This window comes from Streptomyces sp. NPDC001070, from assembly GCF_053598835.1.
On record NZ_JBSFLB010000023.1, the window covers coordinates 117,733 to 133,290 of the forward strand.

Genomic DNA, 15,558 nt, shown 5'->3' on the forward strand with positions numbered 1-15,558 from the left:
GGTCACGGCCGAACTCGGTCACGTCCGTTGGAGTGGTGTATCGACGGCCACTCGGTGATCTCTTCTTTGAGGCTATGCGGTGAGTTCGGTGGGCAGGACGGTGTCGTCGGTATCTGACTCGATCGAGTGGAGGCGGGCTTTGGTGAGGAGGTCGCGGCCCATGTAGCGGCGGGCCTCGGTCCACTCGTCGTTCTGCTCGGCCAGGACGGCACCGACCAGGCGGATCACGGCGGTGCGGTCGGGGAAGATGCCGACCACGTCGGTGCGGCGGCGGATCTCTTTGTTCAGTCGTTCCTGCGGATTGTTCGACCAGATCTGCCGCCAGATCTCGCGCGGGAAGGCAGCGAAGGCCAGCAGTTCGTGCTGGGCGCCGTCCAGGTGTTCGGCGGCCTTGGGAAACCTCGTTTCCAGGGTCTGAAGGACGTGCCGCATCTGGGCCTGGACGGCGTGGGCGTCGGGCTGTTCGAAGACGGTCCGCAGCAGCGTGGCCACCCACGGCTGGGCCGATTTCGGAACCTGACTCAGCAGGTTGCGGGCGTAGTGGGTGCGGCAGCGCTGCCACGAGGCGCCGGGCAGGGTTGCGCCGATGGCGTCGACCAGGCCGGCGTGGGCGTCGGAGACGACCAGCTGGACGCCGGCCAGGCCGCGGGCGATGAGCGACCGCAGGAAGGCCAGCCAGCCGGCGCCGTCCTCGGCGGTGGCGACGTCCAGGCCGAGGATTTCGCGGTGGCCGTCGGCGTTGACGCCGACTGCGATCAGTGCGTGGACGTTGATGATGCGGCCGCCTTCGCGGACCTTCTGGGTCAGTGCGTCCACCCAGACGAACGCATACGGGCCGGCGTCCAGCGGCCGGTTGCGGAACGCGGTGACCTGTTCGTCCAGGTGCTTGGACATCGCGCTGACCTGGGACTTCGACAGCTGTGTCACGCCGAGGGACTCGGCGAGCTTCTCGACCCGGCGGGTGGAGACCCCGAGCAGGTAGGCGGTGGCCACCACCGAGATCAGGGCCTGTTCGGCCCTGCGGCGTCGTTCCAGGAGCCAGTGCGGGAAGTAACTGCCGCTGCGGAGTTTGGGGATGGCCAGCTCGACGGTGCCGGCCCTCGTGTCCCACTCGCGCGGGCGATATCCGTTGCGGTGGTTGACGCGTTCGTCGCTGACCTGCCAGTATTCGGCGTTGCAGAGGGCATCGGCCTCCGCGGACATGAGCACGTCGGCGAACGTCTTGACCATCGCGCGCAGCAGATCGGGACTCGCCGCGGCGAGGTTCTCCTCGGTGAGGGCGTGCAGGGGCAGACTGTCAGGTGCGGTCATCGTGCTGATCTCCTTCGAGGCTTCGACACTTCGAAGATCAGCCGGTGGCCGTTTGTCTATGCGGGCACCAACCCGGACGCCGGAGCAAACCCCCGGATCAGGTCCAACCCGTTACACCACTTCCAAGGACGCAACCGCCCGAACTCGCCCGGCGGCAACAGGCCGGCACCGCCGCCTTCCTGCAGGAAACAAGCGGTCTGCTGTCCGATCTTTCCCGTGCCGCGGTCCCGGCGGAGCCGGTCGTGGTGCACTACGCGGCGATCGTCCGGGACCTGGCCGCGCTGAGCCGCCATACGACTGCGCACTCCGAGGGTTTGCCGCCGGTGCCGATGCGCGGCTTCCTCATTGACGACGACACCACCTGACCACCCCTGCGCGCCCCAACCGCGCTCTCACAGATCGACGATGCTCAACGATGCTGCAGCCCACCGACGAACAAGTCCTGGCCGCCGATGCTTCGCCACCGGGGATCACCTGGTGGTCCAGGCCGGAGCCGGCACCGGAAAGACAACGACCCTCACCCAGCTCGCCGCCGGCACCTCCCGGCGCGGCCTGTATGTCGCGTTCAACCGGGCCATCGCGCAGGACGCCGCCGGCCGTTTCCCCGGCACGGTGCTGTGCAAGACCGCGCACTCACTTGCCTACGCCGCCATCGGTCACCGCTACCAGGCCCGCCTGAACGGACCCCGCCTGCCGGACAGGCACACCGCCGACGCTCTGGGTATCACCAAGCCCATGCGGATCGGCGACCGAACCGTGTATCCGGCCACGCTGACCTCCACAGCCCAGCGCACCGTGACCCGCTTCTGCCACTCCGCCGACCCGGTCATCGACCGCCACCACGTGCCCCCGCTGCGCGGCCTGGACACCGAGGACCTGCACGCCGAGCTCGCCCGCCGCATCCTGCCCTACGCCCGCGCCGCCTGGGCCGACCTGCAGCACCCCGACACCGGCGCCGTCCGCTTCGAACACGACCACTACCTCAAACTGTGGGCCCTGTCCGACCCGAAACTGCGCACCGACTTCGTGCTCCTGGACGAGGCCCAGGACACCAACCCGGTCCTGGAACAGGTGCTGCTCAACCAGCGCGGGCACGCCCAGTTGGTCATGGTCGGGGACTCTGCGCAGGCCATCTACGGCTGGCGTGGCGCCAAGGACGTGATGACCGGCTTCGACGGCATCGCCCTGTCCCTGACCCGATCCTTCCGCTTCGGCCCCCTGTTGGCGTTGGAGGCCAACCGGTGGCTGGCGATCACCGACGCCCCGATCCGCCTGGAAGGCAGCCAGGCGATCCCCACCGAGGTCGGAAAGCTGACCCAGCCGGACGCGGTGCTGTGCCGCAGCAACATCGGCGCCATGGCCCAAGTCCTGCGCTTCCTTGCCCTCGGCCGCAGGGTCGCGCTGGCCGGGGGAGGAGCGGCCCTGCAGGCTCTGGCGCTGGCGTCACGCGACCTGAAAGACGGACGCCGCGCCTCCCACCCCGAGCTGGTGCTGTTCACCTCCTGGGGCCAGCTGCAGGACTACGCCGAACACGATCCCGCGGGCAGTGACCTGCAGCCCCTGGTCGACCTCGTCGACCACCACGGCACCGACGCCATCCTGACCGCGGTCAACCGCCTGGTCTGCGAGCAGGACGCGCAAGTGACGGTGTCCACCGCGCACAAAGCCAAAGGCCGCGAATGGCCCCAGGTAGAGATCGCCGACGACTTCCACCCGCCCAAAGACAGCGACGAGACCGACGAGCACGGCAACCCCCTGCCCGGGCCGATCGACGAAGCCGACGCCCGCCTCGCCCACGTCGCCGTCACCCGCGCACGCCTACGCCTCGACCTCGGCGGCCTGACCTGGATCAACGACCACCCCGACGGAAACCCTGGGCCATCCGGACCGCGATCAACGGCGATCGGCGATCTGAGCCCCGTTACTGGCTGAGTCGGGTGGGGCGCTTTGGGGGAAGGCAGGCGGACAATGTCTGGGTGGAGGCGTTGGAGACGACGGCACAGGTCCGGGCGCGGATGAGCCGACAAAAGAGCCGGAATACCCAGGTGGAGCTGGCCTTGCGTCGTGTGTTGCATGCAGCGGGACTGCGGTTTCGGGTGCATAGGCGGCCGGTGAAGGGAGTGCGTCGGGAGGCGGACATCGTGTTCGGGCCGGCGCGAGTGGCGGTGTTCGTGGATGGTTGTTTCTGGCATGGCTGTCCGGAGCATGCCACCTGGCCGCGGCGGAATGCGGATTTTTGGCGGACCAAGATCGAGGGGAATCGGGTACGGGACGCGGACACCGATGAGCGGCTCGCGCAGGCCGGATGGCTGGCGGTGCGGGTGTGGGAGCATGAGTCGCCGCTGGAGGCGGCGGAGCGGGTGCGTGCGGTGGTGGAAGAGCGGCGGCGACGACTCTGAGGCCCCTCTATCGGGGGTGGGGCGCGCTGCGGGTTGCCTCGCCCCACCCCCCGTGATGGCCTTATGCGAGGTCGTGGAAGTATCCGGGCACCGTGCCGGTCGGTGTGCCGACGAGCATGGCCCGGTCGAGGAAGCTGTTGTTGGTTTCGCAGCTGGTCTCGGGCAGCAGAACGCAGGCGTGGCAGGCGGCGAGGTTGACGTTGTCGACGCCGGCTGCCTCGGACTCCATGCACAGCGGGTCGTTGGAGCACCAGGCGGTGCGGGCGAGGGCGGCCTTGAGGGTGTGGGCCAGGCGATCGGGTTCGCCCTGGGCGACAATGCCGCCGAGGCTGCCGGCCGAGTCGCTGGTGGCGGTGTAGAGCAGCAGGCCCGCCATGTCGTCGTCGCAGTACAGGCGCTCGCGCAGGGCGGAGGTCGGGTAGCCGCCGTCCAGGCTCCACTCGTTGATCAGGATGTGCGCGAGGGTGTGGAGCAGGAGGTAGCGGGGGGTGACCGGCGAGTCGATCTCTTCCGCGTTCTGCTGCCCTTCTCCTGCGGTCTTGGACGCGGCGGCGCGGCGCTTGAGAAGTGTCAGGTGATTGTTGCGGATGCGGCGCGCGCGGGCGATCACCGTCTCATCGGTCTCCCAAGAACGCAGTTTGTCCTCGTCCAGGCGTAGGAACACGCCTTCGCCGATCACCTCCACGGCCGGAAGCCAGTCGATGTCGTCGGACAGGGTCAGCGGCGCCATGCGGTGGGCGGGGTCCGCGTCGGAGGGCAGGTCGCCGCGCATGAACGACGCCAGGGCCCGCACCTCGCGCAGCCGCTTGACCAGCATGGTGTCGCGCAGCCCCAGCGGTTTGAGCACGGTCGGGGAGCCCAACGGCTTTTCGCATACGAAGGGCTGCCATTCGGCGGTGTACCGCTCGGGGTTGCCGCGGACCAGCCGGATGTATTCCTCCTGCCGCAGCGCGCTGCGGGCCTTCGGCGTGGGAGTGTCGTCCTGGTCGGCCTGTTCGTCGTCCTCGATGGCCTGGAGGAGGTGGATGATGTCTTCTGCCGTGGCGTCGACGCTCTTGAGCAGGGCGGCGTGGTTCTTGGCGAACCAGCGGATGGTGTCCTCGGAGGCGCCGAGCAGCTTGTGCTTCTCCACCAGCTTGTGCAGGCCCTCGCCCCACGGGGGGATGGACAGGGCGCTGGCGACCTGGGGATGCCACACGGCCGAGGAGCCTCGCTGCATGGCGCGCGGTGCCTGGTCGCATCCCTTGGGGAGTGCGTCCTTCAACCACGGGCGGCCGCCATCGCAGCCGATGCCGAGATCTTTTAGAACGCGGCTGCGGAAGGCGCCCTCCATGGATACGTCCGGCACACCGCAGCTGCAGGAGACGACGACCGACCGCAGGGATGCCGTGTTGCCGTTGGTGCCCAAGGACAGGGTGCCGCCGCACAGGCCGCCGGTGTGGCCGCTGCCGCGGTGGACCCACCGCCAGTACGGGAAGTCCGAGATGTGACCGTTGTTGCAGGCCAGGACGAAGCGGGAGGGCACGAGGTCCTCCTGGCATGTCCCGCAACGGGCCGTACGGGGCGGGGAGTTGAACTTGTGAAACGGCTGGAGCGTCGCGCACTTGGGGCAGGAGTACATGGTCGGGAATCGGCGGACGTGCACGCCGTCCGTTGCCCGGTCCGGGTCCGGGGCGGGCGGCTGGCGAAAGGAGCGCACCTTCAGCACGCGGGCCAGACGACGCTCCAGGACCTCGGGGGCCTGGGAGACGTCCCAGGAGTCGAGACCGGCGACGATGAACGACTCGTTGTCCACGGCGATCATCGCGCCGACGCCGTAGGTCGTCACCATCTGGGACCGTCGTACGCCGCCGAGTTTGCGGGGACGAACGACAGCGGCGCCGGTGCCGCGTCGGCGGCGCGGGGGAGGGGGCGGGGTCATGTGGTCAGTGCTCCAGGAAGAGGGTGGATTCGGCATCGACGTCGCGCAGGCTCCACAGGGTGGACCAGCCGGCCGTTTCGGGGTCCTCGTCGTCGAAGCCGGCGAGGAGGGCGGATTGGTGGGAGCCGCGCTTGGCTTCGTAGACCAGCTCGGGGTGGTCGGCGGCCTCGTCGAGCCACCACTGCACGAACTGGTCGAAGCTCTGGGCCGTCGCCTTGTGCTCGAGGTCGTTGACCGCGTGGACGCGGGCGAGGATGCACGGGCGGACGAGGGCGTTGAGATCGTCGACGAATCCCGCGATGTGGGCGGCCGCCTCGTTGGGGCGGGCGGCGGGCAGCATTAGTCGGGCCAGGGCAACGACGACGGCGTGCAGTCCTCGGTCGCGGGCGCGTGAGGAGAAGGGGGTGACGCTGGTCGACTCCACCTCGCGGTACAGGGCCGAGTGGAAGGCGGGGAAGCCCTCGTAGTGCGAACGGTCCCGGGAGCGGGCCGAGTTGTACATGACCGCGACGAGGCCGGGGTGGCGGCGGCCGACGCGGCTGGTGGCCTGGATGTATTCGGCGGTGGTCTGCGGCTGGCCCATGACCGCCATCAGGCCGAGCCGGTCGATGTCGACCCCGACGGAGATCATGTTCGTGGCGAGCAGCACGTCCAGGGTGTCCGCATCGGGCAGCTGTCGTTCCAGTTGGCGCAGATGACGGGGGATGGCGCTGGAGTCGGCCCGGCTGCTGAGCTCGATCAGTTGGGCCGCGAGGCGGGGTGCGGCCGAGGCGCGCGTGCCGAGCAGTTCCAGGCGGTCTTGGACGTCGTCGAGGACCTGCAGCTCGGCGGCCGACAGCAGACGCAGGCTGTTGAAGTAGCCCACCAGGGTCCAGTACGCGTCCTTGACCGCGTCGGCGGCCTCCGTGCGGGCGGCGGCGTCCAGCAGGGCGGCGTAGGTACGCACCAGGAGGGTGGCCTGGCTGGTGCTCGGGGTGAGCAGCCCGATGTAGCGGCGGGATGCCTTGTCCTTGCGCGGCGTCTCGACCGCGAACCAGGAGTCGCGGGCGTCCAAGCCGGCGGGCGGGAACTGGGCCGTGCGACGGTCGAACAGGGCCCCGACCTGCTCCGTGGCCCGGCGGATGGTCGCCGTCGACGCCACCACCTTGGGGCGGTCCGCCAGTACGTCCACGGCCGTTTCGTACAGGCCGGTCAACGTCCCCAGCGGTCCGGAGATCAGGTGCAGTTCGTCCTGGACGATCAACTCCGGCGGGCGCGGACCGCCCAGCTCGTCCCGGTTGAACAGCGCGGCCGTGGCCGGGCGCCACGGCATCGAGGCGAACTTGTCGACGGTCGCGATTACGAGGGTGGGATGCGCGTCGTAGACCGCCTCGTCGACCAGGTGGACGGGCAGTCCGTCACCGCTGTGGAAGGCGCAGCTCGTGCTCGGGCATCGCACGATCATGCGGTGGGTGCTTGCGCGGACCTCGTAGTCGAAGGCGGTCAGCGGCTGGCCGCACCACGGGCAGGTCTGCAGCTGGACCGGGTTCTCCTTCTGCAGGGACTTGCCCGGCTCGCGGCGCAACTTGTCCAGGCGGTCCTGGGCACTGTCCAGATCGTTGGGGGTGGCCGACTTGCCCACCCACATGCCCAGCGAGATGGTCTCGGTGCCCAACTGTGCCTTGTGCTCGGCGCGTACCTGCTCCATCGCGCAGATCAGTGCCGCGGCCCGCTCGAACTGCTGGAGCGTGAGCAGACGCAGGGTGTAGCGCATCACCACGGTCACCCCACCACCGCGCGCCCCGTCGCGCAGTCGGCGCCAGAACGTGGTGAAGGCGATCAGCCCGAGGTAGGCCTCGGTCTTGCCGCCGCCGGTGGGAAACCACAGCAGGTCCGCGACCTCGCGGTCCTCGTGGTTGGGATCGACGATGCCCTCAAGGCACAGCAGCATGAACGCGATCTGGAAGGGCCGCCACCTGCCTTTCTCGACCTGCGGTTGGCCGCTTCTGCCCTGCTTGATCCAGGCTGTGCGCGCCCGCTGCTGCGCCATCGCCTGGTTCGCCCACCGGAAGGCGGCAAAGACGTTCGGCTTGCGGTCGTCGCCCAGCAGGGCCACACCGCGTCGCATCCGCCCCAACGCCACGCGGCACAGCTCCAGTTGTCGACGCGCCGCCGCCTCGTGGGGTGTGCCGGCCAGGGCGCGGGCTTCTTCTTCGCGCGCCTCGATCCACTCCTGATACCCCTGAAGCAGGCGGGTGAGCGCGGCCACCACGTCCTGTTGCGTTCCCTGGCCCAGGCCGTGCATGGTCAGCGCCTGGTCGTCGATGTGCGGGTTGGAGTCGGTCAGCAGCACGTCGTGCGTGGGCACGAACTCGGTACGCACCGATGCGACCGCGGCTCGCTTGGGCATGGGGGTGCGCAGCGGTGGCGCCTGCCAGTCCCAGGCGACCGATGTGCCGTGGCCGGTGGCGAACACGGGGGCGTGGCGGTGCAGAAGTCGGCTGAGGGCCTGCTCGTCGTCGACCGGGCCGCGGCGGGCGGGGCGCTCCACGAAGGGACGGGTGCCCTCCTCGCCGTGGACGCTGACCTCCGGCTGGAAGAAGCAGTAGGCGTCCTGCAGGTCGAACTCGCCGGCCGTCAGCGTGTTCACCACCGTCACCGTGACCGTCACCGTGCCCTCGACGGCCGGGCGTACCAGAGCCCGCCATTCCAGGCCGTCGCACAGCTCGCCCTTGAGGGAACCCGGCCATCGCACGTCGAACTCGCCCGGCTCGCACACCAGCACCTCGCGACGCCAGCGCTCCTTTTGTCGCTCGGTGCTGCGGGCCTCGCTGCGGCGCGGCTCGATCCGGTTGCCCGCCTCGTCCTCGGGAACGTAGCGGGCCGCCGTGACCGTGACCGTTATCTGCGGTGACACCGTCGCATCGACGGCGAAGGTCAAGCCCATGGAGGAGGGCTTGCGCAGATTGGCCAGCGCGATGCCCAGATCGGTGGCGCCCTGCTCGACGTCGTCGCCGGCAACGACGTCGGGCGGGGTGTCCACGCCGTCCTCCTCGTCGAGCGTCAGGGGCTGTTGCGTGTCGACGTCGTCGGCGGAGGGCTGGGGGAAGAGGACGCCGATCGGGTAGGCGGTGATCGGCGCGTCGTCGGTGAGGACCTCCTGCTCACCTCCGTGCGGGCCGAGCAGGTCCTTGCGCAGCGCGGCGCGCAGGTCCGAACGCAGCTGGTAATGCGCCGTATGCGGCGACGGTACGGTCACGGGTGGTGGTGTCCTTCCGGGACGGATTCGGCATGGGTCCAGTCGAAGCGGCCCAAGCCGCACAGGCGCGGGGCGAGCCACACGCCCCTGTCGCCCAGGCCCAGGCGCTCGGTGAGAGCGGGGAAACCGGCGACACCCTCCACGGTGTCGATGCGCAGCCCGGTGACGCGGCACGGCCACCGCTCGACCTTCCACCCCGCATTGATCTTCAAAAGGCGCCATAGGTCGTGGCGGAAACGCTCGGAGACGACTCCGATCGGCCGGCCGTCGTGGAAGATCCCGTACGGCGGGGTCTCGACGTTGGATGCGGGCAGGTCGTGGAGCCGGCGCAGCTCCACCGCGTCCCCGCCGTGCACCCGCTCGCGCAGGTACTGCTGCAGGAGCGCGGGGTCGCCGACCGGATCGCCGGCGCCCGCGGGCGTGGCGTGGCACACGTCCAGATCGCCCGCCTCGATTCCGGTGCGCGCGTAGGACTGTCGGCCGCCGACGTACCACCGATCGGTGGGCTTGTGCTTGCGCATCATCCAGGTGTGCGGGCGCGCGAGCCGGTAGACGTCGTCGCGTGGCCGGGTCATCGCCACGTACAACAAACGCGCCTCGGCCGGCGGGTCCGCGTGCTCGCCGTGCCATTCGGACGCCGCGGGCGGCTCGACGATCAGGACGCGGTCGAACTCCAGGCCCTTGGCCCGGTGCACGGTGGAAAGGACGAGGGGATGGGAAGGGGGTGCGGTCAGTTCGTCGGGCAGCCGGCCCTCGGCCACGGCCCGGCGCAGCGCCTCGAGGTCGAGGGTGCCTCGGGCACCGGCGGCGCAGCGCCGCAGCGCATGCCATGTGCGTGACGCATCCCAGGTGGGCGCAAGCACGGCCAGATCGCGGAAACGGTCCTCGGTCAGCTGGGCGGCGCTGGTTGCCAGCAGCAGCTGGGCCACCCACGCCGGTGTGGGACGCGAGCGGGGCGAGCGCTGGATACGGTGATCCACTCCCAGCGTGTGCAGCCGTTCCGACAGGTGCAGGACCTGGCCGTTGTCGCGGCACAGGATCGCGGTGGTGCCCTCGAATTGCCGCAACGAGGCCAGGGTGAACGCGTCATCGAGGGTGCCGAAGTCGGGGGCGAGGGCGAGGTCGGAGCGCAGCTGCGCATACACCGCCTCCGCTTCCTTGGCCGCCTCGCCCCTCTGGGCGGGCAGGTTTTGCAGTCGCGGCCCGTACGGCAACGCGATACGGGCCTCTTTGGTGCGGGCGCGGAAGTTGTCGGCGAGGGTCACTTCGACCAGGTCGTCGCCGAACGAAACGCGCACCCAGCGGAAGAAGAGATTCGTCTCGTTCGCGCGCTCGTCGGGGTCGGCGACCTGGAAGCCGTAGATCGCCTGCGCGGCGTCGCCGACCACGGTGAAGCCGCAGTTGTCCGCGTACCGGTCGAGAAGCGCCTCGACCATGTCGCGGCGCACGCCCACCAGGTCCTGCACCTCGTCGATGACGACGTGCGCGGGCACACCCTGCTCCGAGGCCTCCAGCACACCCCGCTCGATCGCCTCGGTCGCCATCGCGATGCGCTGGTCGAAGCTGGTGCCGCCCAGGTCGTCGCGCTGGGGATTTTCCAGCAGCAGCACCGACAGCGCCCAGCCGTCGAAGGTCTGGGCCCGCACCCGACGAGCGGTGGTGGCGAGCTTGTCGACGCGCTCGCGCAGCTCGCGCACGGCGGCGCGCGAGAAACTCAACACGAGGATCTCGCCCGCCAAAAGCTCCTCGGTGCCGGTCAGATGCTCCAGCCGGTAGGTGAGGGTGGTCGTCTTGCCCGCACCCGCGCCCGCCGTGACGAGCGTCCTGGCATCCCAGGGCTTGGTCACGACGGACAGCTGGGCGGGGGTGAGCGAGAGGCCCACCCCGTGTGCGACGGTCACTGCTGTCCCTTCTTCCACAGGTACTCGAACTCGGTGAAGGCAAGGCCCGCGTCGTAGTTCACGATGTTGTCGCGCACGTCGAGGATCAGGCAGGTGTCCTTGCCACCGTTGCGGGGCCCGCGCAGACCACGGCCGATCATTTGCTGGTAGTTGTTGGCGCTGTAGACGGGACGGGCGATGACCACGGCCCGCGTCGCCGGCGCGTCGAATCCCTGCGTGAGCACGCCGTAGTTGGTGATGACCCGGATCTGGCCCTTGCGGAAGGCCTCCACGCGCTTGCGCCGCTCGGCGGTCGGAGTCGCCGAGTCGATCGCCGCCGCCCGGATGCCCCGGTCGCCGAGCTTGGCCGCGAGGAACTTGGCGTGCGAGACGGACGTGGCGAACACCAATACCGGCCAGTCCTCGGGCATCGCCGCGATCTCGCCCAGGAGCATCTGATTGCGGGCCTCGTCCTCGGCCAGACGCTGCTCGGCACCCTTGGGCAAAAAGCCGTTGAACTGCTCGACGGTCCGCAGCTCGTCGGGGCTGAGCTGCATCCGCGCACCGGCCAGCTCGCGGTGCTCGACCTGCGACAACACGCCCAGCTGCTGCAGACTCGGAATCGGCTCGCCGAGGAAGACCCCCTCGTCCAGGCGGCGATTGCCGAACCGCTGAGCGAGCTGCCGGGTGCGTTCGGCGTCGTTGCGGAACGGGGTGGCGGTCAGACCGACCAGGTGACGGGAGGTCTCCCAACGGGTCAGGCCGAGCTGCTCGAAAATCTTGGTGTACTCGGGCGACGTCGCCACATGCGCCTCGTCGACCAGCGCCAGGGACGCCCGGCGCAGCCACGCGTACTCGTCCGTGTGCAGGCACACCCGCAACTTCGCATCGGTCGCCACGACCAGATGCGGGCGGCCGGTGACCGGGGTGGCGGAGTTGCTGCTCCACAGTCGGTCGATGACCAGCGGCTGGTCCGCACCGACCTTCTCCCACACGAACTTCCAGGACTGCACGGCCTGTTCGCACAGCTCCTCGGTCTGCGCGACCCACAGGACCGGCCCCGCCGGGGTGCCCGCCTCCCGGATCCAGCGGATGACGCCTTCGGCCGTGACACGGGTCTTGCCCGCTCCGGTCGGCAGGCTGAGCATGGCCCGCTGTGGCGTCGGCAGCGTCAACAGCTCGGTCAGCTTCGACGCCAGACGCTCCTGGTAGGCGTGCAGAGCGGGGAACTCCGTGGGCCCCTGCGCCTCCTCCCTGGCCGGCGGCGAGGGCACTCGCGCGCCGGCGAACGAGTCGGGAAAGCCCAGCTCGGTCACGAACCGCAGCGCCGAGGCACTGCCGTCGAAGTAGCGCGGCGCATTCGCGTACTGGGCGGCGATGTCCTTGGCATGCACCCGCAGCACCGACTCGTCGTGCGCGTTGTAGGCCATCTCGGCCAGCCGGCGGGCATCGGGCTCACGGCCGGTCTCGGAGATCTCACTGGCCAGCAGTCCAGTGGGCAACTCCCTCTTGATGTCCTCCTCGTCGATCATCATGGCGATCTTGTCGATGACGCTGTCGCTGCGACGGATGGCGGCCAGGCGGGCCTGAAAGGCGTGGTCGGCCTTGTCCGCCTCGTACTTGTGGATCAAGGCCCGGCACCCGGCAACCCCCATGTGCCAGCCGAACTCGCGGTCGGCGATGACGAGTGCCTCCTCGACCGACAATCGGTCGGGCACCAGCACCGTGTGCTCCTGCCGGGTCCCGTCCAGCGGCTTGGTCCGGCTGCCGTTGGGGGTGCGGACGACTTCTTCCAGCTCCGAACAGCGCTGCAGCATCAAGCCGTTGGCGCGGCTGCCCAGGCGCTGACGCAGCGGGGGGTACTCGTCGACCAGCGGCACCGGCGGGCCGATCGGCACGGCGCGCACCCGCTTCTCGACGACGTCAGTGACCCGCCGCATCCCCCACTCGTTGATCATGTACTCGGCCTGCTCCCGGTCGCCTTCGGCGTCGACCAGCAGCGCGGGGTGCTTCTCCCGGATCAGCTCCTCGTACTCCGCGCGCGTCAGGGCCACGGCGATCTCGTTGTCCGGGCGCATCTGCCACTCCTGGCCCACCCGGCAGCGCACCGTCTCCTCGACCACCACCAGTTCCAGGGCGACGCGGATCAACGTGGCATACGTGCGGCCGACCAGGGCGTCGTCCTCACTGCTCTTGGCCAGCTCCAGAAGGTGGGACCAGCGGCGTGGGGCGACCTGCTCCACCGAGGTGGGCAGTCCCAGACGGCGCGCCTTGTCCTGCTCGAGCTTGGTTGCGACGGGCAGGACGTGCGCGAAGGCGGCCAGCTGCGGGCCGACGGCCTCACGCACCGGCACCAGTCCCTTGGAGGTGTGCACCGTCCCGCTCCGGCGCAGCAGCCACAGGATGGGGGACAGGACCCGGGCGCGGGTGCTCACATTGCGGCCGATCTGCCGCGTCCAGGACTCCACCAGCCCCTCGGTCGGCATGGCGTCGAGGAACGCGGCCCTGCCCTCGGGCGAGAGGCGCTCGAAGAGGTGGAGTGGACCGGCCGTCGGCGAGCCCTCCAAGAGCACGGTGTGCATCTGGACACGGCTGGCCTTCTTGTCGAGGCTCTCCAGGTACTCCTCGTGCAGCGCGTGGTGGTAGGTCTCGAACCAGGGGTCCTGCTCGGGGTGGTGGCCCCGCGTGGGGCGGTCCTTCATGCCCAGTTCCCGCAAGATAGAGGCGTCGTGGAAGGACAGGTCGACGGCGATCTCGGCATCCCGCGAACCGTCCGGCGGGACGACCTTGCCGGGCAACAGGCAGTCCTTCATGGGGCTGAACGCGCCGGCGGCCGTCTTGACGTGCAGCGTCTGGTCGAGGTTCGGCACCTTCGCGCGGATGGTCAGCACCTGCGCGGTGCCGCCGGCGCTGCGCAGCAACTCCCAAAAACGGGCCCACGAGTCGGCGGTGTAGCCGGCGAAGCCCTGGTCGAGCACGCTCTCGAACCGGCCGCGGCTGTCCGCGTCGCGGATCCCCAGACGGTCCAGGTGCAGGAGCTGGGACGGGTCGGAGGCGATCCGCTCGTCGACGTACACCAGGTCGTCGGGCAGGCCGTCGATGCCGGAGTTGCGAAAGACGCTGCCCGGGGTGGGCGCGACGAAACCGTGCCTGGCGGTCAGGACGATCCGCGCCCGGCGGGCGTCCTGCGCCTGGTCGGACGGCAGCTTGTCCAGGAGCCGGGACAGCAGACGGATCGCGGCGGCGGAGGCCTCGGCGGTGCCGTCCTCGACCAGCGCCTCCAGCCAGTCGCGCACCGACTCCACCGGCTTGTCCGCGGCGGTCAGGAAGTGGGTCAGCTTGCCGCGGCGGCCACCCACCTCCACGGAATGGTGCACCCAGTTGCGGGGCCGACCCGGATAGGCGCGCCAGATGTCCAGCGCCTCCTTCGGCAACCCCTCGGGGTGGATGCGCAGCTCGGCCGGGATGCGCAATGTGCCGTCCTGGTCGGGCAGGGACGGGTTCTGTGCCGTCAACCTCCACACCAGTTCGGTCAGTCGGGCACACGCCCAGTTCGGCGACTCCTTGGTACGGCCGGGCAGCAGCGGGAGGTAGGCCGCCGGGTCCTCGGGGTCGGCCAGCTCCGGCAGGGAGCCGACCACCAGGTTGGCGGCGACCCGCAGCAGTTCCTCGTTGAGCGCGCTGCCGGTGAGCAGGTTCTGCCGGTCCTCGTTGGTCTTCCAGGCCGCGTTGAGCGCGCCGCTGAGCGTGGTGGCGTACTTGGTCGGGAAGAACGACCAAAACCATCCACGCTCGTTGGGGACCTGCCGGACTCCCTGGTCGTTGACCTTGTACTCGGGCACAGCCCAGGAGACGTCGATGGTGACGCGGGCGTGCAGCTCACCGGCGGCGTTGCGGGACTCGTCCGTCACCTGGTGGGGGACCGTGAAGACACGGAACCTCTCCACCTGGGCGTGGGAGCCGCCGCGTGCCTCACGGACGGTGTGCAAGACACCGTCGTGCTCCACCGTGATCTCGCGGCGCACCTTAGGCATCACCCGGACGTCCTCCAGCACCACCGTGCCCACATGGTGGGAGAAGAGCTGGAACAGGCGCGGGAACTCCTCGCGGGCGCCGTCGTTGCGTCCCCGGCCCGCCTGATGGATGTCCAGGCCCAAACGCTCCGCCGCTCCCGGCAGCAGGGGCAGCCGCACGACGGTCGTGGCCCAGGACAGCAGCTCGCGCAGGCGCTCGTCTCCGGCGCACTCCCATTCCACGTCCAGGGGCCGGGCCAGGCGGAGCACCGGGGTCTCGCCGACCGTGTCCACCGACGCGAGTCCGCGCTCGGCGCGTCCCTTGTTGACGGCGGCGAGGATCTCGGCCGCCGACCAGTCCGCGTCGAATCCGAACGACCCGGAGGTGCTGAAGAACTGCGGGGTGCGCGTCACCGACAGGACGGACTTCACGCCCACCCCGAAGCGGCCGATCTGCCCGCCCCGCTTGCGGGAGACACCCATGCGCAAGATGGTGTCCGCGCCGTCCGGCGTGATCGGAGTGCCCTCGTTCGCGCAGTACAGGTGGTCCTCGGCGAGGATCACGTGGATCTTGCCGCCCTGCTGCACGCGCAGTTCGTCGGCGGCGTTCTGCACCAGCTCGAACAGCTGCCGGTCCCCGTATCCGCCCTGGTGGATACGGCGCTCGCTGTTGGCGTCCTCCTCGACACGGTCGGGATTGAAGGCGTAGGTGCCCAGGGCGAGCTCGGTGAGCTCGGCGATCTTCGTCAGGACGGCTCTGTCCGCATGACTGTTCACGAAGGTGTGTACTCCTCGA

Annotated in this window: 7 protein-coding genes and 1 pseudogene; 3 read left to right on the forward strand and 5 right to left on the reverse strand. The window is 69.8% G+C overall.

Going from position 1 to position 15,558, the window contains the following annotated elements:
• Positions 1–72 precede the first annotated feature (72 nt).
• Complete coding sequence (locus tag ACWDAS_RS26745; protein WP_450395645.1) at positions 73–1,311, reverse strand: IS256 family transposase; 1,239 nt, start codon at positions 1,309–1,311, stop codon at positions 73–75.
• A gap of 242 nt (positions 1,312–1,553) precedes the next feature.
• Between ACWDAS_RS26745 and ACWDAS_RS26750 the strand changes: the two genes are divergently transcribed.
• The 3 genes and pseudogenes from ACWDAS_RS26750 to ACWDAS_RS26760 all read left to right on the forward strand — a co-directional run bounded on the left by ACWDAS_RS26750 (position 1,554) and on the right by ACWDAS_RS26760 (position 3,710).
• Entirely contained in the window at positions 1,554–1,676 is a 123-nt protein-coding gene (locus tag ACWDAS_RS26750; RefSeq protein WP_450395647.1) for a hypothetical protein, read from the forward strand.
• Positions 1,677–1,726: 50 nt separating this feature from the next.
• A pseudogene (locus ACWDAS_RS26755) lies at positions 1,727–3,243 on the forward strand (UvrD-helicase domain-containing protein).
• A 44-nt stretch (positions 3,244–3,287) separates the two neighbouring features.
• The gene (locus ACWDAS_RS26760) at positions 3,288–3,710 is read left to right on the forward strand and encodes a very short patch repair endonuclease (protein WP_450395649.1); all 423 of its coding nucleotides are present in this window, start codon (positions 3,288–3,290) and stop codon (positions 3,708–3,710) included.
• Positions 3,711–3,771: 61 nt separating this feature from the next.
• Here the strand turns inward: ACWDAS_RS26760 and drmB are convergent, their stop codons facing one another.
• The 4 genes from drmB to ACWDAS_RS26780 are packed head-to-tail and all read right to left on the reverse strand — an operon-like array spanning position 3,772 to position 15,539.
• Entirely contained in the window at positions 3,772–5,631 is a 1,860-nt protein-coding gene (gene drmB / locus ACWDAS_RS26765) for a DrmB family protein (RefSeq protein ID WP_450395652.1), read from the reverse strand.
• Positions 5,632–5,635: 4 nt separating this feature from the next.
• Positions 5,636–8,869 carry a helicase-related protein gene (locus ACWDAS_RS26770; RefSeq protein WP_450395655.1) on the reverse strand — a complete coding sequence of 1,078 codons (3,234 nt, stop codon included), beginning with the start codon at positions 8,867–8,869 and terminating at the stop codon, positions 5,636–5,638.
• The gene (locus ACWDAS_RS26775) at positions 8,866–10,770 is read right to left on the reverse strand and encodes a UvrD-helicase domain-containing protein (protein ID WP_450395657.1); all 1,905 of its coding nucleotides are present in this window, start codon (positions 10,768–10,770) and stop codon (positions 8,866–8,868) included. Before ACWDAS_RS26775 ends, ACWDAS_RS26770 begins: the two co-directional genes overlap by 4 nt.
• Positions 10,767–15,539 (reverse strand): sacsin N-terminal ATP-binding-like domain-containing protein, encoded by a 4,773-nt coding sequence (locus ACWDAS_RS26780; RefSeq protein WP_450395660.1) that lies wholly within the window; start codon positions 15,537–15,539, stop codon positions 10,767–10,769. Before ACWDAS_RS26780 ends, ACWDAS_RS26775 begins: the two co-directional genes overlap by 4 nt.
• Between the last annotated feature and the right edge of the window lie 19 nt (positions 15,540–15,558).

What these genes read in the sequence shown, in the direction of transcription:
- drmB (WP_450395652.1), bottom strand. Translation starts at nt 5,631, where the DNA reads ATGACCCCGCCCCCTCCCCCGCGCCGCCGACGCGGCACCGGCGCCGCT.
- ACWDAS_RS26745 (WP_450395645.1), bottom strand. Translation starts at nt 1,311, where the DNA reads ATGACCGCACCTGACAGTCTGCCCCTGCACGCCCTCACCGAGGAGAAC.